Annotated in this window: 20 protein-coding genes; 18 read left to right on the top strand and 2 right to left on the bottom strand. The window is 62.3% G+C overall.

Going from position 1 to position 18559, the window contains the following annotated elements:
• Nucleotides 1-83 precede the first annotated feature (83 nt).
• The 16 genes from JV551A3_RS29430 (at nucleotide 84) to JV551A3_RS29355 (ending at nucleotide 14751) form a co-directional block, all read left to right on the top strand.
• On the top strand, nucleotides 84-1502 hold the full coding sequence (locus JV551A3_RS29430; protein WP_133976039.1) for an FAD-dependent oxidoreductase: 1419 nt from the start codon (nucleotides 84-86) through the stop codon (nucleotides 1500-1502).
• Nucleotides 1503-1740: 238 nt separating this feature from the next.
• The gene (hemE, locus tag JV551A3_RS29425; RefSeq protein WP_133976037.1) at nucleotides 1741-2805 is read left to right on the top strand and encodes a uroporphyrinogen decarboxylase; all 1065 of its coding nucleotides are present in this window, start codon (nucleotides 1741-1743) and stop codon (nucleotides 2803-2805) included.
• A gap of 204 nt (nucleotides 2806-3009) precedes the next feature.
• Complete coding sequence (gbpA, locus tag JV551A3_RS29420) at nucleotides 3010-4476, top strand: N-acetylglucosamine-binding protein GbpA (RefSeq protein ID WP_235874655.1); 1467 nt, start codon at nucleotides 3010-3012, stop codon at nucleotides 4474-4476.
• Between the two features lie 48 nt (nucleotides 4477-4524).
• Complete coding sequence (locus JV551A3_RS29415) at nucleotides 4525-5037, top strand: cytochrome b (RefSeq protein ID WP_133976034.1); 513 nt, start codon at nucleotides 4525-4527, stop codon at nucleotides 5035-5037.
• A 137-nt stretch (nucleotides 5038-5174) separates the two neighbouring features.
• On the top strand, nucleotides 5175-5555 hold the full coding sequence (locus JV551A3_RS29410; RefSeq protein ID WP_177421388.1) for a type II secretion system protein N: 381 nt from the start codon (nucleotides 5175-5177) through the stop codon (nucleotides 5553-5555).
• On the top strand, nucleotides 5552-7393 hold the full coding sequence (gspD, locus tag JV551A3_RS29405; protein ID WP_133976030.1) for a type II secretion system secretin GspD: 1842 nt from the start codon (nucleotides 5552-5554) through the stop codon (nucleotides 7391-7393). The genes JV551A3_RS29410 and gspD overlap by 4 nt, the downstream gene beginning before the upstream one ends.
• The gene (gspE, locus tag JV551A3_RS29400; protein ID WP_133976028.1) at nucleotides 7390-8853 is read left to right on the top strand and encodes a type II secretion system ATPase GspE; all 1464 of its coding nucleotides are present in this window, start codon (nucleotides 7390-7392) and stop codon (nucleotides 8851-8853) included. Before gspD ends, gspE begins: the two co-directional genes overlap by 4 nt.
• Before the next feature lies 1 nt (nucleotide 8854).
• Nucleotides 8855-10060: a type II secretion system inner membrane protein GspF gene (gene gspF / locus JV551A3_RS29395; RefSeq protein ID WP_133979343.1), complete on the top strand. Its 1206-nt coding sequence runs from the start codon at nucleotides 8855-8857 to the stop codon at nucleotides 10058-10060.
• A gap of 1 nt (nucleotide 10061) precedes the next feature.
• Nucleotides 10062-10508 carry a type II secretion system major pseudopilin GspG gene (gspG, locus tag JV551A3_RS29390; protein WP_133976023.1) on the top strand — a complete coding sequence of 149 codons (447 nt, stop codon included), beginning with the start codon at nucleotides 10062-10064 and terminating at the stop codon, nucleotides 10506-10508.
• Nucleotides 10505-10969 (top strand): type II secretion system minor pseudopilin GspH, encoded by a 465-nt coding sequence (gspH, locus tag JV551A3_RS29385; RefSeq protein ID WP_133976021.1) that lies wholly within the window; start codon nucleotides 10505-10507, stop codon nucleotides 10967-10969. Before gspG ends, gspH begins: the two co-directional genes overlap by 4 nt.
• Nucleotides 10947-11330: a type II secretion system minor pseudopilin GspI gene (gene gspI, locus JV551A3_RS29380; RefSeq protein ID WP_133976019.1), complete on the top strand. Its 384-nt coding sequence runs from the start codon at nucleotides 10947-10949 to the stop codon at nucleotides 11328-11330. The genes gspH and gspI overlap by 23 nt, the downstream gene beginning before the upstream one ends.
• Nucleotides 11248-11907 carry a type II secretion system protein GspJ gene (locus JV551A3_RS29375; RefSeq protein WP_133976017.1) on the top strand — a complete coding sequence of 220 codons (660 nt, stop codon included), beginning with the start codon at nucleotides 11248-11250 and terminating at the stop codon, nucleotides 11905-11907. Before gspI ends, JV551A3_RS29375 begins: the two co-directional genes overlap by 83 nt.
• A gap of 35 nt (nucleotides 11908-11942) precedes the next feature.
• Complete coding sequence (locus JV551A3_RS29370; RefSeq protein ID WP_166674315.1) at nucleotides 11943-12761, top strand: type II secretion system minor pseudopilin; 819 nt, start codon at nucleotides 11943-11945, stop codon at nucleotides 12759-12761.
• The gene (gene gspL, locus JV551A3_RS29365) at nucleotides 12754-13866 is read left to right on the top strand and encodes a type II secretion system protein GspL (protein ID WP_133976012.1); all 1113 of its coding nucleotides are present in this window, start codon (nucleotides 12754-12756) and stop codon (nucleotides 13864-13866) included. The genes JV551A3_RS29370 and gspL overlap by 8 nt, the downstream gene beginning before the upstream one ends.
• A 92-nt stretch (nucleotides 13867-13958) precedes the next feature.
• A complete protein-coding gene (locus JV551A3_RS29360; RefSeq protein WP_235874654.1) occupies nucleotides 13959-14342 on the top strand; it encodes a hypothetical protein in 384 nt (127 codons plus the stop codon).
• Nucleotides 14343-14403: 61 nt separating this feature from the next.
• Nucleotides 14404-14751 (top strand): YgiW/YdeI family stress tolerance OB fold protein, encoded by a 348-nt coding sequence (locus JV551A3_RS29355; RefSeq protein WP_133976008.1) that lies wholly within the window; start codon nucleotides 14404-14406, stop codon nucleotides 14749-14751.
• A 120-nt stretch (nucleotides 14752-14871) separates the two neighbouring features.
• On the opposite strand, the gene JV551A3_RS29350 is transcribed toward JV551A3_RS29355, so the two are convergent.
• Nucleotides 14872-16149 (bottom strand): MFS transporter, encoded by a 1278-nt coding sequence (locus tag JV551A3_RS29350; RefSeq protein WP_372239062.1) that lies wholly within the window; start codon nucleotides 16147-16149, stop codon nucleotides 14872-14874.
• A gap of 75 nt (nucleotides 16150-16224) precedes the next feature.
• On the opposite strand from JV551A3_RS29350, the gene JV551A3_RS29345 reads away from it, so the two are divergent.
• Complete coding sequence (locus tag JV551A3_RS29345; protein ID WP_133976004.1) at nucleotides 16225-17127, top strand: LysR family transcriptional regulator; 903 nt, start codon at nucleotides 16225-16227, stop codon at nucleotides 17125-17127.
• Nucleotides 17128-17332: 205 nt separating this feature from the next.
• Nucleotides 17333-18106, top strand: coding sequence for a ParA family protein (locus JV551A3_RS29340; RefSeq protein ID WP_133976002.1), 774 nt, complete (start codon nucleotides 17333-17335; stop codon nucleotides 18104-18106).
• Here the strand turns inward: JV551A3_RS29340 and trxC are convergent.
• A complete protein-coding gene (gene trxC / locus JV551A3_RS29335; RefSeq protein ID WP_133976000.1) occupies nucleotides 18103-18537 on the bottom strand; it encodes a thioredoxin TrxC in 435 nt (144 codons plus the stop codon). The genes JV551A3_RS29340 and trxC overlap by 4 nt on opposite strands.
• Nucleotides 18538-18559 lie beyond the last annotated feature (22 nt).

Raw genomic sequence — 18559 nt, 5'->3', positions numbered from 1 at the left:
GTGCGCGGGGCCTGTCGTGCTCAAGTGATCGTCTTGCAGCTTGCAGCCTGAGGCTGGCAACTGCGGTAAAGAGGTTTTGAAAAATGGCTGAACGTCTGAACAACGACTTCCAGTTCATCGAAGTGGGCCGCAAGGACCCGAAGAAAAAGCTGCTGCGCCAGCGCAAGAAGGAGTTCGTGGAAATCTACGAGCCGTTCAAGCCGCAGCAGTCCGTGGAGCAGGCGCACCGCTGCCTGGGCTGCGGTAACCCCTATTGCGAGTGGAAGTGCCCGGTACACAACTTCATCCCCAACTGGTTGAAGCTGGTCTCCGAAGGCAACATCCTGGCCGCGGCGGAACTGTCGCACCAGACCAACACCCTGCCGGAAGTATGCGGCCGCGTATGCCCGCAAGACCGCTTGTGCGAAGGTGCCTGCACCCTGAACGACGGCTTCGGCGCGGTGACTATCGGCTCGGTGGAGAAGTACATCACCGACACCGCCTTCGCCATGGGCTGGCGCCCGGACATGTCCAAGGTCAAGCCAACCGGCAAGCGCGTTGCCATCATCGGCGCCGGCCCGGCCGGGCTGGGCTGTGCCGACGTGCTGGTACGTGCCGGCGTCACCCCTGTGGTGTTCGACCGCAACCCGGAAATCGGCGGCCTGCTGACCTTCGGCATCCCCGAGTTCAAGCTGGAAAAGACCGTGCTCAGCAACCGCCGTGAGGTATTCACCGGCATGGGTATCGAGTTCCGCCTGAACACCGAGGTGGGCAAGGACGTGACCATGGAACAACTGCTCGCCGAGTACGACGCAGTGTTCATGGGCATGGGTACCTACACCTACATGAAGGGCGGCTTCCCGGGCGAGGACCTGCCTGGCGTGCATGACGCGCTGGATTTCCTGATCGCCAACGTCAACCGCAACCTGGGCTTCGAGAAGTCGCCGGAAGACTTCGTCGACATGCAGGGCAAGAAGGTGGTGGTGCTGGGTGGTGGCGACACCGCGATGGACTGCAACCGCACCTCGATCCGCCAGGGCGCCAAGTCGGTAACCTGTGCCTATCGCCGTGACGAGGCCAACATGCCGGGTTCGCGCAAAGAGGTGAAGAACGCCAAGGAAGAAGGCGTGAAGTTCCTCTACAACCGCCAGCCTATCGCCATCGTCGGCGAGGACAAGGTCGAAGGCGTGAAGGTGGTCGAGACCCGTCTCGGTGAGCCGGATGCCCGTGGCCGCCGCAGCCCCGAGCCGATCCCGGGGTCCGAAGAAATCCTGCCGGCCGATGCCGTGGTCATCGCCTTCGGCTTCCGCCCGAGCCCGGCGCCGTGGTTCGAGCAGCACGATATTCAACTGGATAGCCAGGGCCGCGTGGTGGCACCGGAGAAGGGCAAGTTCAAGCACCAGACCAGCAACCCGAAAGTGTTTGCCGGTGGCGACATGGTGCGTGGGTCGGACCTGGTGGTGACGGCTATCTTCGAGGGGCGTACTGCTGCCGAGGGTATCCTGGACTACCTTGAAGTCTGATCCATCGTCGGGGCCGCTTTGCGGCCCTTTCGCGACACAAGGCCGCTCCTACAGGGGGGGCGCGTACTTCCTGTAGGAGCGGCCTTGTGTCGCGACGGGCTGCAAAGCAGCCCCAAAGGCATTTTTGTATACAAAAATCCTTGATCCATGGCATCCAATAGACAAAACGCATGGCCATGGCCGTGCCTTTTGGGCTGGCGTCTGAGAAAATGCCCGCACTTTTTTTCCGGATGCCGACATGACTGCCCTGAAGAACGATCGTTTCCTGCGTGCACTGCTCAAGCAACCCGTAGACGTCACCCCGGTGTGGATGATGCGCCAGGCCGGCCGCTACCTGCCGGAGTACCGCGCCAGCCGCGCCAAGGCCGGTGACTTCATGAGCCTGTGCATGAACCCGCAGTTCGCCTGCGAGGTTACCCTGCAGCCGCTGGACCGCTACCCGCTGGACGCGGCGATCCTGTTCTCGGACATCCTTACCATCCCCGATGCCATGGGCCTGGGCCTGTACTTCGAAACCGGCGAAGGCCCGCGTTTCAAGAAAGTCATCAACACCCCGGCCGATATCGAAGCGCTGCCGATCCCCGACCCGCAGAAAGACCTCGGCTACGTGATGGACGCGGTCAGCACCATCCGCCGTGAACTGAACGGCCGCGTGCCGCTGATCGGCTTCTCCGGCAGCCCTTGGACCCTGGCCACCTACATGATCGAAGGCGGCTCGTCGAAAGACTTCCGCAAAACCAAGGCCATGGCCTACGACAATCCGCAAGCCTTGCACCTGCTGCTCGACAAGCTGGCCCAGTCGGTCACCAGCTACCTCAACGGCCAGATCCTCGCTGGTGCCCAGGCCGTGCAGATTTTCGACACCTGGGGCGGCAACCTGTCGGCGGCGGCTTACCAGGAGTTCTCCCTGGCCTACATGCGCAAGATCGTCAGCGGCCTGATCCGCGAGCACGAAGGGCGCAAGGTGCCGGTGATTCTGTTTACAAAGAACGGCGGCCTGTGGCTGGAAAGCATCGCCGAAGCCGGTGCCGACGCACTGGGCCTGGACTGGACCTGCGAAATCGGCGATGCCCGCCGCCGCGTGGGTGACAAGGTCGCCCTGCAAGGCAACATGGACCCAACCGTGCTGTACGCCAAACCCGAGGCTATCCGCCAGGAAGTGGCGCGCATCCTGGCCAGCTATGGCCACGGTTCTGGCCACGTGTTCAACCTGGGCCATGGTATTACCCCGGAAGTTGACCCGGAGCATGCTGGTGTCTTTATCAATGCGGTGCATGAGCTGTCGGCGCAGTATCACGTTTGATTCAAGACTCTCCCGAGCGCAAGTTATGTGCTCGGGAGTTTTTCGTTAAATAGAGCACAGGTAAATACCGCGCTCTGGCAGGATTTTTCCTACATATTATAAAAGTGTCTGTCCATAAACTCCGAGCACACTCGCGCTGAGGCGCTTTGCATTCCAATCAGTGTGCCTTTCCGCATTTAACCAGCAATGCGTACGGAGTTTGTCATGAGTAAAACAAAGACCCTGCGAAAAAGCGTTGTCGCCACCAGTGTGTGGATGGCAATCGCAGGAGCAGGCTTGCACGCCCAAATTGCCAATGCACACGGCTACCTGGCAGACCCTCCTTCGCGGGCGGCGCTGTGCCACGAAAACTCTAAAAACCTCAATGTTAATTGCGGGTCTGCCCAGTACGAACCGTGGTCGGTCGGTGAGGCAGTAGGGCGCTTCCCAAGCGAAGGTCCGGTTGATGGAAAGATTGCCAGTGGCGGAGTCCGGACCGACTTCAGCGCACTTGATGAGCAATCAGCCAACCGCTGGCATTTGACCCCGATTGTCGACCGTAATTTGCAGTTCGATTGGCATTATAACGCCCCGCATCCGGCGGCCTCGTGGGAATACTTCATTACCAAGGCGGATTGGGACGCTAACGCTGCCCTGACCCGTGCCTCGTTCGATTCCACCCCGTTCTGTTCTGTAGACGGCAAAAACCAAATGCCAGCGCAGGGCACCGGCACCAATCCAAAGCACAGCTGCACCTTGCCCGCTGACCGTACGGGGCAACACGTGATTCTGGGCGTCTGGAAGGTGGGCGACACCGACAAGGCGTTCCACAGTGTTGCTGACGTTGATATCCAGCTTGATGGTGGCCCGGTCCCGGAGTGGCCGCGCCTGGCTGAAATCAGTGCCAACCGTGATCTTGAAGTAGGGGATAAAGTTACTGCCCGTGCGTTTGATGCCAATGGCGAGCGCACTTCCGACCATGTAAGCATTACCATTGATAGCCCAGAAGAGACCATCGCCGCCAACTGGGCCTACAAACTCGCCAAGCAGATCAACGACACCAAGACGTTGGTACGTGCCGGTAAAATGGATGCGGACGGCAATATCGAGCCTGTGCAGGGCTCCAATAGCATATTTGCCAAAAAAGAAAGTGGTCTGACCAACTACATACTGCATTTTGACGCCGCCGCTGGTGAGCCGACCACCATGCATCTGCACGATGTCAAACCAGAATACACGCTCACCGATGGCAAGGGTGGCGTGGACTTCAGCGTCATGACAAACAAAGCCCTCACCGTGACGGCGCGGCTGTTTGACGCCAACAACAAGCAAGTTTCCTACTCGCGCCAGAACGCCAACGGCACCGAGCCATTCGTGCTGAATGTCGAAAGTACCGATGGCGAACATACCCTCAAGGTCGTGGGCGTGGACAAGCGTGAGCGGGTGCTGCTGCAGGACGAGAGGAAGGTTCAGCTCAAGACGGCTGGCGATGAGGGTTATAAATTCGTCTTCCCCGAGTCGATTTCCAGCTACAAGGCAGGCACCAAAGTACTGCAGCCAAAGAATGGCAAGGTCTACGAGTGCAAGGCGTTTCCGAATTCGGGTTTCTGCGTGCAGTACTCCACAGGCTCCAACCAGTATGAGCCAGGCGTTGGCCTCCACTGGAACATGGCCTGGACCGAGAAGAAGTAATGTCTCCAGCCTGGTCCCTCCGGGGGCCAGGCTCTTCGAGTAGTTTCAATGCAAGCAGAAAAATATTGCTGGCAGCAGGTCCTCCTGCACTGGATCTCTGCCACGGTCATCATTTGGGTTTTGGTCAGTGGGTTCTATGTAGCGTACCTGGAGGTCACCCAGGACACGCATCACTTGATCGCATTCATCAATGTTGCGATGACCACGCTCTTCATCCCTGTATTCCTGTTGCGCTGGCTGGTGCGCCTGACCAAGTGCAAGCCGCGCAGCCTGCATGACGATCCTCAAGGTCGGCGCCTTGCTCATTTGGTCCACGAGGGTTTGTACTGGATCACGGCTATCGTGCTGCTGTCCGGCGTGCTGATGATGGACCGGGCCATCGACGTGTTCGGGTGGTTCAGCATCGCACCATTGGTGAGCGACCCATTCTGGCACCGGGTCTGGTTCAGGGTTCACATTGCTTCGTGCCTGCTGCTAGCGCTGGGTGTGTCGATGCACATCGCTGCGGTGGTGTTGCACGAGCTATCCGGGCGGCGTGTGCTGCGGCGGATGCTGCCCTGATTGGCATGAAGCGCTTGTTGCAACTGAGCTGGTTAGCGTTGCCGCTGGTAACACTTGGAGGGCTGGTATGGCGTGAGAGCGCCAGCCCCGTTGGTGTTAGCCACATCGCAGCTCGGCCGGTCGTCCAGGCACCGTCGATGGCGACCGCTGCCCTGCCGGAACAACCCCTGTCAGCGGCCACCTTGGCTTTGGCGTTCGGTTTCGAGGTACCAGGCCGGCGCCCATCGAGGCGGGAAGATATCGCGCTCAAGGCCAGCTTCGTGTCCAGCGATGGCGACGCCCGGGCACTGGTGAAAAGCCAAAGCGGCGAGGTGATCTACCGCGTCGGCGATCGGTTACCAGGCCACGGCGTGCTGCGCCGTATCAACGTGGATTCCATCGTGTTGTGGATCGACGGCCGCGAGGAAGTAGTGTCGTTGGTCGGCAATGTCCCCTCTGTGTTTCTACCCAAGGGTGCGGCTACTCGCTCGCACCACGTTTCCAACCCCTCACCCCGCCTGTTGCGGGAGGTGCAATGACTTTCGTGCGATCTCTGCGCGCCGCCTCGTTCGGCGCCTGTCTTTTCCTGGCCTGCTCGCAGGCGCTGGCGGAGGAACCGACCTGGCAACTGGCGATGAGCGATGCCGACGTGCGCGAGGTGGTGCGTGAGGTAGGGGCCATCCTCGACCAGACGATCATCCTCGACCCCCGCGTGAAGGGGCGGATAACCGTCCTTTCCAGCCAAGCGCTCGATCGCGAGGGGATACGCCGGCTGTTCTACTCGGTGCTCAACGCCCAAGGCTTCGCTGCCGTGAACGATGGTGACCGCTTGCTGGTGCTGCCGGCGAGCGAAGCCAAGGCGTGGGCGAACCAGCAGGTGGAATCCATACCGGCTGCGTTCACCACCAGGGTTTTCACCCTGTCCGGCAGCGTGGCTGCCGATCTGGCCGGTTTGTTACGGCCATTGGTCTCCAGCAATGGCTACATTGGGCCATCCAGCTCGGCCAATGCGCTTGTGGTAACCGACTCTGCAGCCAACCTGGAGCGCCTGGAGAACCTGGTGCGGCAGCTCGACAGTGGCCAGCGGCATGACTATGAGCTGGTGGCGTTGCACAAAGCCCAGGCTGAAACCGTGTTCCCGGTGGTCGAAGCCGCAGCCGGTGGCCCCGACAGCGGCGTTCGGGTGCTGGCTGACTCAGGCGGTAACCGCCTCCTGATTCTGGGCCCGGCCAAATCCCGGCAACGCCTTGCGCAACTGACCCGCTCGCTGGATGTACCGGCGCCGGCTACCTCGCAGAATTGGCGCGTGGTACGTCTGCAGCACAGCAGTGCCGAACAGCTTGCCGAGGTGTTGGGCGAGGTGGGCAAGCGCCTGGATGGCACTCCTGGCACCGCTGCGCTGGGCGCTGCTCTTGATGGCCAGGCCATGGTCAAGGCCGATGCCAGCCAGAACGCTCTGGTGCTGCTGGGCGAGCCGCAGACGCTGGGCAGCGTGCAGCAGATCATCCAGCAACTCGACCAGCCTCGGGCGCAAGTGCTTATTCATGCGGCAATCGTCGAAGTCACTGGCAGCATCGATGAGGCGTTGGGTGTGCAATGGGGCCTGGACAAAGGTGGGCTCAAGGGCGGTGTCACCTTCAGTGAAAGCGGCGCTACCTTGGCCGACCTGCTGGGTACGGAGGCCAAGCTGCCCGGTGGCGCTGCCTTGGCCGTTGGCTCGGACCGGTTTGCCGCGCTGGTTTCGGCGTTGGCCAGTAACAGTCGCAGCAACTTGTTGTCCACGCCAAGCCTGCTGACCTTGGACAACCAGGAGGCACAGATCCTGGTCGGGCAAAACGTGCCGTTCAAGACTGGTTCCTACGTTACCCCCGGTAGTGGTTCGGAGAACCCTTTCACCACCGTCGAGCGCAAGGACATCGGTATAAGCCTCAAGGTGCGCCCGCACATCAATGAAGGGCGCAGCCTGCGCCTCGAGGTCGAGCAGGAGAGCTCGGAGATTGCCCCAAGTACCGCCGAGAACGATCTGATCACCAACAAGCGCACGCTCAAGAGCACCATCCTCGCCGCCGATGGCGAAATCATCGTTATCGGCGGCCTGATCAAGGACAGCGTGCGCAAAGTGGAGCGCGGTGTACCGTTGCTCAGCCGTATTCCATGGGTGGGCGGCTTGTTCCGCTGGCGCAGTGACACCGAAGAAAAAACCAACCTGATGGTCTTCCTGAGGCCGACCATCCTGCGTAGCCAAGCCGAGTTGATCGAGGCGGGCCGGCGTGCCTATGAAGGGGTGCGCGCCGGGGATGATTCGAGCCTGCCGGAAGATGCCCAGCGGATGTTCGAGACGCGCAGCCTGCCAAGCGCGCCAGGGCCACGTTCATGACTGTCGAGCTGCCGTTCAGCTTCGCCCGACGTCACGGCATCCTGCTCGACCGTGGCGCGGCTGAGCCTGCCTTGCTGATGCGCGACGACACCTCGCTGGCCGCAATGGCCGAGGCCTGCCGCGTGGTCGGCAGCACCTGGAACCTGCGGCGCGTGACCGATGCAGAGTTCGCCGAGCGCCTGGCCAGTTGCTACGGTGCCGGCCAGGACGCGGCGCAGACGGTTGTACAGGGCCTGGACCAGGAAATCGACTTGTCGCGGCTGGCCGAAGCCTTGCCGCAAACCTGCGACCTGCTGGAGCAGCAAGACGATGCGCCGATAATCCGGCTGCTCAATGCCTTGTTCAGCGAGGCGGTAAGAGCCAGGGCCTCGGACGTTCACCTGGAAACCTTCGAGCATCAGTTGCGCGTTCGCATGCGTATCGATGGCGTCATGCGTGAAGTGCTGACGCCTCCGCGGGAGCTTTCGGCCCTGCTGGTTTCGCGCATCAAGGTCATGGCGCGCCTGGACATAGCCGAGAAGCGCGTGCCGCAGGATGGCCGGATCAGCCTGCGCCTGGCTGGCCACGAAGTGGACGTGCGGGTGTCGACCTTGCCCGCCGCCCATGGCGAGCGGGTGGTGCTGCGTTTGCTGGACAAGCAGGCGATGCGCCTGGACATCGACCATATGCAGATGTCCGACTCGGTGCGTGCCGGCTTCATGCGCATGTTGCACAGACCGCACGGTATTTTCCTGGTCACCGGGCCCACCGGCTCCGGCAAGACCACGACGCTATACAGCGCACTTTCCTACCTCAACCAGGTGTCGCGCAATATCCTCACCGTCGAAGACCCGGTCGAGTACTACCTTCCCGGCATCGGCCAGACTCAGGTCAACACCAAGGTCGACATGACTTTCGCCCGTGGTCTGCGTGCCATCCTGCGGCAGGACCCTGATGTGGTCATGGTGGGCGAGATCCGCGATCGGGAGACCGCCGACATCGCGGTGCAGGCCTCGCTGACCGGCCACCTGGTGCTGTCTACCCTGCATACCAACAGCGCGCTTGGCGCAATCACACGACTTGCCGACATGGGCATTGACACCTGTCTGCTCGCATCCTCGCTGGCTGGCGTCATGGCCCAGCGCCTGGTCCGCAGGCTTTGCCCCCACTGCAAAATTCCCTATGAAGTTGACGAGGCCACGGCCAGCGCCCTTGGTCACCCGCTCGAACTGCCGGCGCAGGTCTACAAGGCGCTGGGCTGTAGCCAATGCCAATTGGGGTACAGCGGGCGGCTGGCGTTGCACGAGATGCTGGAAGTGAGGCCGGCGCTGGCCCAGGCGATTCACGCTCGGGTGTCTCAGGGCGAGATGCTCGAATTGATCCGAGATGACACACCAAGCCTGTTCCAGCATGGCGTCCAGCGTGTATGCCAAGGACAGACAAGCGTGGCTGAATTGCTGCGCGTGACGGGGCACGACTGAGGTGGCGCTGTTTCGCTATCAGGCACAGGACGCGAAAGGTGAACGCCAGCGAGGCACCCTGGACGCGCCAAGTGCGCGTCAGGCCCGGCAAACGCTGCGTGAACAAGGGCTGCTGGTACTGCGCTTGGCGCCTGTGCGAGCGTCGCCTTTGGCCCGTTTGTTTGCCCGCAACAACCTGAGTCTGGCCCAGCGCTCGCTACTGACGCGCCAGCTAGCGACGCTGCTACATGCAGGGGTGCCATTGACCGAGGCTTTGCAGGCAGTCGCCGAGCAGACTGCCCGGCGCCAGGTGCGTCAGGTGTTGCGNGGGGTGGCTGAGCGGGTTGCCGAAGGCCATGCGCTGGCTCAAGCCTTGGCGTACTTCCCGCAGGCGTTCCCCGTGGTTTATCGAGCCACGGTGGCCGCTGCCGAGCGCTCGGGGCACTTGGCGAACGTGCTTGAGCGCTTGGCCGAGCATGGCGAGAACCATCAGGCCCTGCGCCAGAAAGTGCAGCTGGCCATGGTTTATCCGCTGATCCTGCTGCTCGTCTCGCTGCTGGTGGTGGGGTTTCTGCTGGGCTATGTGGTGCCAGATGTGGTGCAAGCCTTTTCGCGCGACCACGCACAGCTGCCGCTGGCAACGCAGGTACTGATTGCCCTGAGTGATGCTACCAACCGTCACGGCCTGGCAGTGCTGGCGCTAATGGCAATGGCTGTTGCACTGGTTGCCTGGACCCTGCGCCAGCCCGCTCGGCGTAGGCAATGGCACGGCCTTTCACTGCGCCTGCCGGGTTATGGCGAGTTCGTGCGAGCCAGCGAGGCGGCCCGCTTCATCAGCACCCTCGCCATCCTGGGGCGCAGCGGCGTGGTCCTGGTAGAGGCAATGAACATTGGTGCGGCGGTGATCGGCAACCTGATTCTGCGCGAGCGTCTGCTGCAGGCCGCCCGCGAGCTGGGTGAGGGCACTACGCTGGCGAGCTGCCTGGCACGCAGCGAAACCCTGCCACCGCTGATGCTGCACATGATCGCCAGCGGCGAACGCGCAGGCGAACTGGACACCATGCTAGAACGCGCTGCGGACCTTCAGGCCAAGCAACTGGCCGCCCGCATCTCCTTGCTGGTAAGCCTCTGCGAGCCCCTGATGCTGCTGGTGATGGGAGGCATCGTGCTGTTCATCGTGCTCGCCATCCTGCTGCCAATCCTCAACCTCAATCAACTGGTCAACTGACATGCCCATGCGTTCATCACGCCGCGCCCAACGTGGCTTTACTCTTATCGAAATCATGGTGGTCGTCATCATCCTGGGTGTGCTTGGTGCGCTGGTGCTACCTAACGTGATGAGCCGCCCGGACCACGCCAAGTTGACAGCGGCCAGGACCGATATTCAGTCCATTTCCACCGCGCTGGAAATCTACCGTCTGGACAACGGCCGTTATCCGACTACTGCGCAAGGTCTGCAGGCTTTGGTGCAACGCCCGACCGTGGCCCCACTACCTCGTCAATGGAGTACCCAGGGTTATCTCAAAAGCAACCCAATCGACCCTTGGGGCTCGCATTACCAGTACGCGAGCCCGGGCACGCGTTCGAACGCGGGATATGACCTCTACTCGTTAGGAGCGGACGGCCAGGCGGGCGGCGAAGGGATGGATGCCGATATCGGTAACTGGTCTGAATGAAAAAGCGCCGCTGCAACGGCTTCACGTTGTTGGAGCTGCTTCTGGTCATGGTCGTGCTCGGCATCGTGATGGGCATGGCCGGGTTCACGTTCGGGCGTGACCCCCAGCGTGTGGCCAACCAGGAAGCCAGCCTCTTTCTCCAGTTGCTACAGCACGCACGGCACCAGGCGGTGCTGGAAGGCGTCACGCTGGGTATTCGTATCGATGCCCAAGGCTACCAGTTGCTCAAAACCGTCGAGCACAGCTGGGAGGCAGCTGGCAAGCAGCGCGAGACAGGCCTGGATATTCGCATGGAGATCGAAGGGGTGCCGGTGCCGCTCGCCCAGCCTGGCCTTGCGCCGCAGCTGGTGATCTACCCATATGACGAGTACACGCCGTTTTCCCTGCATTTCGAGGCGGACAGTGCGCGCCTTGTCTCTTTGTCGAGCGATGGCCTCAATGATCCACAGTTCGTGCGCTGAACGCGGTTTTACCTTGCTGGAGGTCTTGGTGGCGCTGGCGGTCTTCGCAGTCCTCGCCGTGGCGGTGACCACGGCCAGCCAGCTGATACTGGTGCAGTCACACGGGCTTGAGCAACGCTTGCTGGCCAGCTGGATAGCCGACAACCACCTGACCGAACTCCGCCTGCAGCCTGCGCCGGCTCCGGGCCAGCGAAACCTAGAAGTAATGTTCGGCCAGCGTCGCTGGACCTTGGACGAAAACCGTCGCCGGCTGGGGGAGCCTGGCCTGCTGGAAGTGCATGTACGGGTGGGGCTTGCCGCGGATCGCCAGGTATTGCATGAGGCCACGGGATGGTTGGGGGTGGGCGATGCGCCTCGTTAGGCCAGGCAGGGGTAACCGCCAGCGCGGCTTCACTTTGATCGAGCTGCTGATCGCGATCAGCATATTTGCCTTGTTGGCGATGGGAAGCGCTCGCGTGCTGGATGTGTTCATGCGTGCCGAGAGCGCACGCCAGCTACAGGCCGATGAGTTGCGAGCATTGGGCAGGGCCATGAGCCTGATCCAGCGTGATGCGTTGTCGGGATACTTGCCGGCGAGCTTGGGCAAGGGCGGTTACGGCATCTTGCTGGATGGTACGCGGGCCCATTGGCTCGCCAGCGAACAAGACAGCCACGGTCTCAAGCGCAGTGAGTCAAGGATTGTCGAATATTGGTTGGAGGAGGGCGCTTTGTGGCGCCAACGGCGCACCCTGGGGCAAGGTCAGGCTCGGCCGCAGCGATTGCTCGAAGGGGTGAACGAGCTCCATTGGCGTCTGCATGTGCCTGGTAGCGGGTGGCAGGCGCGCTGGCCCGTGGCCCAGCGTCGGCCGGTGGCTCCGCAGGCATTGGAGATCACCCTGTCGACCAGGCGTCTTGCGCAGATTCGGCGGGTCCTGCCGCTGGGAGGCGCCAGCCAATGAGGGGGCGAGGTCAGGAGGGGCTTGCGCTGGTCACCGTGCTGCTGATCATGGCGCTGCTCACATTGCTCGTAGCCGGCATGCTGCGTAGCCATCATTTACTGCTTGGCGGCGTCACCCATCAAGTCGAAGGGGCGCGCCTGATGCGCTTGGCTCAGGCCGGCGAGCAGCACGCCCTGGCGCACCTGCGCCGCGAGGTGGGTGAGATATTGCAGGCCACCCATCGTCGACAACCCTGGGCTCAGCCGCGCTCGCTCACTTTTGAGGAGGGGCAGCTGAGTCTCCAGCTGGAAGACCTCTCCGGGCGCTTCAACCTCGGCGCACTCATGGCCGGAAAGACACCCGACCCGCTTATGCTCGAACGTTGGGAGCGCCTGTGCCAGTCGCTGCAGGTGCAACCGCCGGATCTGCACAGCCTCGCTGGCCAGCCGCTGCTCGATCCCTTTCAGTTACGCATGCTACCGGGTGTAACCGCTGAGGTAATGGCGCGTTTACAGCCTTGGGTGGTGGTGTTGCCTCGGAATGCGCGACTCAACATCAACACGGCACCGGCGCGCTTGCTGGCGGCGGTTGCCGAACTGTCGCCGGAGGCAGCGGCCGACCTGGCGAGCAAGCAGCCCGAGGCGGGTTACCCCTCGGTGGAGCGTTTTCTGGCCCTGCCCGAGCTGGAGGGGCAGGGTGTGGACAGACGTGGACTGGCGGTAAATAGCCGCTGGTTCCGCCTGGAGGTGCAGGCGGAGCGGGCCGGCAAGCGCGTGTACCTGTACAGCGACCTGGAAATCGATTTGAACACGCACCAGGTTCGTGTGGTGCGGCGTGTATTTGCTGCGATGCGGGAGCGAAGAGCAGATGAGTGAAAATTGGCTGTACCTTTTGCCCGAAGGGGCTGCGGCGGCCGATGCGCAGTGGCCTGTGTGGCTGCGTACGGCGGACGGCAACCTGACTAAAGGGCGGCTGGGGGAGCTGGCCTCAACGCTTGTCGAACCCACAGTCGTGGTGGTACCTATGGAAATGCTGGGCAGTTGTGAAATCGGGCCTGTACCGGGCAAACGACCCAAGCCTGAAACGTTGGCTTATGCTGCCGAAGATCAATTGGCGGCGCCGCTGGAAACGTTGCATCTGGTATTCGGCCCGGCAGATGCGCAGGGGCATCGTCGGGCCCTGGTGATAGAGCGCCAGGTCATGGCTGAGCTGATCGGCTTGTTGAAAACCCATGGTATCGACCCGCTCGGCATTCACGTAGACGCCAACTTGCTGGGCGCCGAGCAGCCCTGCGCGCTGTGGCTCGAGGGCCGCTGGTTGCTAGGCGGTCATGCTGGGCCATGGCTGGTCGCTGGCCCTCAGGCGGCAGAGGTGCTGGCGCGCCAGCTGCCGGCGGTGGCGTGGCAGGACCAACCGGCGGCGCATGCCGGGCAGGCGCTCAATCACCAAACCGTCGACGATGCCTTGCACATCTTCGCCAAAGGGCGGGCACTGGCTTTGAACCTGCGTCAGGGGCCATTCCGGCGACGTGGCCCGGCCGTGCCCTGGCATCCCCTGGCGGGCGGGGCGTTGCTGGCCTTCGCGATGATAGGCTTTGCGGAGTATCTGCGGGTGGAGCGGCTGTCGCAAAGCACGGCGCAGCTGCACGCCGAGAACATTCAGGCCTTTCAGCGCTGGGCGCCTGGGCAAGCGGTCGCCGGTGACCTGGCCACGCAGATAAGTGCACTGGCGTTTCGCCCCAGGCCGACGACTACCGTCGAGGGGCTGGTGTCCCTGACAGAGCACTTGGTGGAGACCGGCAACATCACTGTCGAACGGGCCGTGTCCAGCCCCACGGAAGGTTGGCGCATGGACGTGGTTGCACAGGGCTTCGATGACCTTGAGCGCCTGCGTAAACGAGCTCCTGCAGTGTTGATGGACCAAGCCCGCCAGGCCGAGCAAGGGGTGCGGGCGACCCTGATCTGGAAGGAGGCTCGGTAATGCGCTGGTTTGAGCAAGCCTGGCTAGCCCAATGGCAATCGATACCCGGCAGTCGGCGGGGTGCAATCCTGATAACACTCTGGGGCTCGGCCTTGCTCGTGCTATGGCAGCTTGTCTGGGTATCAAGCCAGCAGCGCCTGCAACAAGCGCAAGCTGCCTATGCGCATGAGTTGCAGCTTGCCGGGCAACTGCAACGTGTTTCCACAGGCCCGGCCATGGCTCGGGAAACGCTGACAGTGCTGACACCTGCCGGGCTGAACGAGCGCGCACTGGCTGCCGGTTTGCAGATTATCGGGTTGCAGGCCAAGGCCGGTCAGGTGGATATCAGCCTGGAGGGTGAGCCTGCACCATTACTGGGCTGGTTGCATGCGCTGGAGCATGACGGCGCCCAGGTCCGCAACCTGCAATTGCAAAAAGTCGGCGAGCAGCTGCAGGCGCAGTTGGGGTTGGCGCTGGATGAAGCGAGCGCCGATTAAGGTTGGCTTCAGCCTGCCGCAGTAGGCTGTTTCCATCGAAGCCGAATCAGGACATGCCACCATGAAAAACCGTTACCTCGCCTTGATCCTCGCCCCACTGTTCAGCACTGCCGCCCTGGCTGCCGGCTATACCGGCCCTGGTGCCCAGTCGGTGACGACTGTTGCTGCTGCCAACGATGCCGCTGATGACACCCCGGTGGTGCTGCAGGGGTTCGTGACCAAGAAGATCAACAACGACGACAAATACGAGTTCAAGGACAACACCGGCACTATCAGCGTGGAAATCGATGATGAGGACCTGCCGCCGACGCCGTTCAATGACAAGACCAAGGTCAAGCTGACCGGTGAGGTGGAGAAACACCTGATGAGCCGGGAGGTTGATGTGGATATGGTTGAGATCATCAACTGATCCGAGATTTTGGGGCTGCTTTGCAGCCCATCGCGACACAAGGCCGCTCCTACAGGGAAATCGCGTTCCGCTGTAGGAGCGGCCTTGTGTCGCGATGGGCCGCAAAGCGGCCCCCGAGGTTCAGCTCGATTTAGGCGACAACTTGCTCAGGTGCAACGCCACCAGCAGAGCCACCGCCAGCAGGCTGCCGATGAACAGCCCGATGCCATTCCAGCCCCACTGGTGCCAGAACACCCCGCCCGCCGTCCCGGCCACGCTCGACCCTGCGTAATAACTGAACAGGTACAGCGACGACGCCTGCCCCTTGGCCTTCAAAGCCCGCCGGCCAATCCAGCTGCTGGCCACCGAGTGCGCGCCAAAGAAGCCGAAGGTGAATACCAGCATGCCGATGATAACCATCACCAACGGGCTGGCCAGCGTCATCAGCAAGCCACTAGCCATCACCACGATACTGGCCCAGAACACCTTGCGCCGGCCCAGCTTGTCGGCCAGCGCGCCGACTTGTGCCGAGCTGTAGATGCCCGACAGGTAAACCACCGACAGCAAGCCGACCAGCGCCTGGTTCATGTGGTAGGGCTCGGCCAGCAGGCGGTAGCCGATGTAGTTGAACAGGGTGACGAAAGCGCCCATCAGCAGGAAGGCTTCGAGGAACAGCCAGGGCAGGCCGGCATCCCTGAAGTGCATGACGAAGCCATCCAGCAGGCTGCGTGGGTTCATCGCCTGCGGGCGGAAATTGCGCGATTCGGGCAGCACCTTCCAGAACACCAGCGCCGCCACCAGGGCCAGGCCGCCGATGGTCAGCATCGCTGTGTGCCAGCTGACGAAGTCGATCAGCACGCCGGTGATCAGGCGCCCGCTCATGCCGCCAATGGCGTTGCCGCCGATATACAGGCCCATGGCCAGGCCGATGTGCTGCGGGTGGATTTCTTCGCTCAGGTAGGTCATCGCCACAGCCGCCAGGCCGCTCAGCGACAAGCCGACCAGGGCGCGGGTAGCCAGTACCAGCTCCCAGCTCGGCATCACCGCGCTGGCCAGGGTGGAGAGGGCGGCGCAAACCAGGGCAAACACCATCACCGGCTTGCGCCCGATGCGGTCGGAGATAGGGCCGGTGATCAGCAGGCCGAACGCCAGCATGGCTGTGGACACCGATAGCACCAGGCTGCTCTGCGCCGCGTTGATGGCAAATTCCTTCGACAGCAACGGCATCATCGGCTGCACGCAGTACAGCAGGGCGAAGGTGGCGAAGCCGCCGCTGAATAGCGCCAGCACGGTCTTCATGAAGGCGGGGGTGCCTTTTTCGATCCACATTTCGTTCAGCGGGGCAGGTTCGGGCTCGTTGGAAAGGGGAGCTACAGCAGTTTTCACGGGCGGGTACCTCTGGCGCAATGAAAAAAGCATATAGCTGGCTAATGATTAGATCCAATATATTGTTCGACCTATTTGATAGGTTTGACGACCTGTTCGGAGGTGATCATGGAACTGCGCCATCTGCGTTACTTCATCGCCGTGGCCGACGAGCTGCATTTTGGCCGCGCCGCCCAGCAGTTGGGTATTTCGCAGCCACCCTTGAGCCAGCAGATCCAGGCGCTGGAGCAGGAGCTGGGGGCCCGGCTGTTCGAGCGTACCAACCGTCGAGTCGAGCTGAGCGAGGCAGGGCGGTTGTTCCTCGAGGAAGCCCGCCAGGTGCTGGCGCAGGTAGAAAAGGCTGCCGATGTTGCCCGGCGTGCGCAGTTGGGGGAGCTGGGGGAGATGAAGATCGGCTTTACCTCCTCGGCACCGTTCACTTCGAAGATCCCCAAGGCCATCCACGCTTTCCGTCAGCGTTTCCCGGCGGTGCACCTGAGCCTCAAGGAAATGAGCAGTCGCGACGTTGCAGAAGGGGTGTTCGACGAGTCCATCGAGGTCGGGCTGATGCGGCCGATGCCGCTGCCGGAAGGGCTGGTGGTCACCGAGCTGTTTCGCGAGCCGCTGGTGGCGGTGATCAATGCTTCGCATCCATTGGCCGAAGGCACGGAGCATGGCGTGCACATGGCCGCCCTGGCCAATGAGCCGTTCGTATTCTTCCCGCGCAGCTATGGCAGCGGGTTGCATGCACAGTTGCTGAGCCTGGCGCGCGAGGCGGGTTTCAGCCCGCATTTTGCTCAGGAGGCGGGGGAGGCGATGACCATCATCGGGCTGGTGTCGGCAGGGCTTGGGGTATCGGTGCTGCCGGCGTCGTTCCAGCGCATGCGCATCGAGGGGGTGGTTTATCGCACGCTGCTGGATGAAGGGGCGATGTCGGCGGTGTGGCTGGTGCAGCGCGAGCGGGGCAATTCGGTGATGGCCAAGGCATTTGCGGAGTTGCTTACGGGGCAGGTGGCTGGCGGGGTAGTGTAGTTGGCTGATCTGGCCCCATCGCCGGCAAGCCAGCTCCCACAGGGACTGCAGATGGCTGAAGGCTAACGCGGTCGGTGTGGGAGCTGGCTTGCCGGCGATGGGCCAGGGCAGGCAGCGCAAGACTGTCGCTCCCGGTCAAATGGCACTGGCCATTGCCGCAGCGGCGCCACATACTCGGGCATTCGTTGATACACGGAGGTCAATCATGCGGCGCGTGGTGTTCAATCAGAAAGGTGGCGTGGGCAAGTCTAGCATTGCCTGCAACCTGGCGGCGGTCAGTGCCAATGAAGGCTACCGGACACTGCTGATCGACCTGGATGCCCAGGCCAACTCGACCCAGTACCTCACCGGCCTCACCGGCGAGGACATCCCCATGGGGATTGCCGATTTCTTCAAGCAGAGCCTGTCCAGCGGGCCGTTCAGCAAGAAGAACAAGGTCGATATCTATGAAACCCCGTTCGACAACTTGCACGTGGTCACCGCCACGGCTGAACTGGCCGACCTGCAGCCCAAGCTGGAGGCCAAGCACAAGATCAACAAGCTGCGTAAGCTCCTCGACGAACTGGACGAGGACTACGAGCGGATCTATATCGATACCCCGCCAGCACTGAACTTCTACGCGGTTTCCGCGCTGATCGCCGCCGATCGTGTATTGATCCCTTTCGACTGCGATAGCTTCTCGCGCCAGGCACTGTACGGCCTGCTGGCCGAGATCGAAGAGCTCAAGGAAGATCACAACGAAGAACTGGTGGTCGAAGGCATCGTGGTCAACCAGTTCCAGTCTCGCGCCAGCCTGCCGCAGCAGATGCTCGACGAACTGCTGGAAGAAGGCCTGCCGGTGCTACCGGTGTACCTGGGTAGCTCGGTGAAAATGCGTGAGTCGCACCATGCCAGCCTGCCGCTGATTCACCTTGAGCCCAAGCACAAGCTGACCCAGCAGTTTGTCGAGTTGCATTCGCTGCTCGAAGAGAACGCTTAGACCCCCTGGCTACGCAACCAATCCAGCAACGACTGGAGTGGGAACGCCCCGGCCTGGCGGCTGACTTCACGGCCATTCCTGAACAGCAGCAGGTTGGGGATCGAGCGAATGCCCAGTTGCCCGGCCAGGTTGCGGTTGGCTTCGCTGTCGAGCTTGGCCAGGCGGCAGCGGCCGGACAGCTGGCGGGCGGCCTGTTCGAAGGTGGGGGCGAAGGACTTGCACGGGCCGCACCAGTCAGCCCAGATGTCGACCAGTAGCGGCAGGTCGCCTTTAATCTGGCTGGCGTAGCTGGCTTCGGTAAGTTCGAAGGGGGTGCTCAGCAGCACATCCTGTTTGCAGCGGCCGCATTTCGGCGCGTCGCCCAGGCGCTCGGCGGGCAGGCGGTTGAGGCCGTTGCAGTGGGGGCAGGGGATTACCAGTGGTTCGGACATGTCGTTTCCTTGAGATTTTTGG

Source organism: Pseudomonas inefficax (assembly GCF_900277125.1).
GTDB lineage: Bacteria > Pseudomonadota > Gammaproteobacteria > Pseudomonadales > Pseudomonadaceae > Aquipseudomonas > Aquipseudomonas inefficax.
This window is presented reverse-complemented; position numbering and strand designations above follow the sequence as displayed.

Coding starts and splice junctions, on each gene's coding strand:
- JV551A3_RS29430 (WP_133976039.1), top strand. CDS start 84: ATGGCTGAACGTCTGAACAACGACTTCCAGTTCATCGAAGTGGGCCGC.
- hemE (WP_133976037.1), top strand. CDS start 1,741: ATGACTGCCCTGAAGAACGATCGTTTCCTGCGTGCACTGCTCAAGCAA.
- gbpA (WP_235874655.1), top strand. CDS start 3,010: ATGAGTAAAACAAAGACCCTGCGAAAAAGCGTTGTCGCCACCAGTGTG.
- JV551A3_RS29415 (WP_133976034.1), top strand. CDS start 4,525: ATGCAAGCAGAAAAATATTGCTGGCAGCAGGTCCTCCTGCACTGGATC.
- JV551A3_RS29410 (WP_177421388.1), top strand. CDS start 5,175: ATGGCGACCGCTGCCCTGCCGGAACAACCCCTGTCAGCGGCCACCTTG.
- gspD (WP_133976030.1), top strand. CDS start 5,552: ATGACTTTCGTGCGATCTCTGCGCGCCGCCTCGTTCGGCGCCTGTCTT.
- gspE (WP_133976028.1), top strand. CDS start 7,390: ATGACTGTCGAGCTGCCGTTCAGCTTCGCCCGACGTCACGGCATCCTG.
- gspG (WP_133976023.1), top strand. CDS start 10,062: ATGCCCATGCGTTCATCACGCCGCGCCCAACGTGGCTTTACTCTTATC.
- gspH (WP_133976021.1), top strand. CDS start 10,505: ATGAAAAAGCGCCGCTGCAACGGCTTCACGTTGTTGGAGCTGCTTCTG.
- gspI (WP_133976019.1), top strand. CDS start 10,947: ATGATCCACAGTTCGTGCGCTGAACGCGGTTTTACCTTGCTGGAGGTC.
- JV551A3_RS29375 (WP_133976017.1), top strand. CDS start 11,248: ATGTACGGGTGGGGCTTGCCGCGGATCGCCAGGTATTGCATGAGGCCA.
- gspL (WP_133976012.1), top strand. CDS start 12,754: ATGAGTGAAAATTGGCTGTACCTTTTGCCCGAAGGGGCTGCGGCGGCC.
- JV551A3_RS29355 (WP_133976008.1), top strand. CDS start 14,404: ATGAAAAACCGTTACCTCGCCTTGATCCTCGCCCCACTGTTCAGCACT.
- JV551A3_RS29350 (WP_372239062.1), bottom strand. CDS start 16,149: ATGCTTTTTTCATTGCGCCAGAGGTACCCGCCCGTGAAAACTGCTGTA.
- JV551A3_RS29345 (WP_133976004.1), top strand. CDS start 16,225: ATGGAACTGCGCCATCTGCGTTACTTCATCGCCGTGGCCGACGAGCTG.
- JV551A3_RS29340 (WP_133976002.1), top strand. CDS start 17,333: ATGCGGCGCGTGGTGTTCAATCAGAAAGGTGGCGTGGGCAAGTCTAGC.
- trxC (WP_133976000.1), bottom strand. CDS start 18,537: ATGTCCGAACCACTGGTAATCCCCTGCCCCCACTGCAACGGCCTCAAC.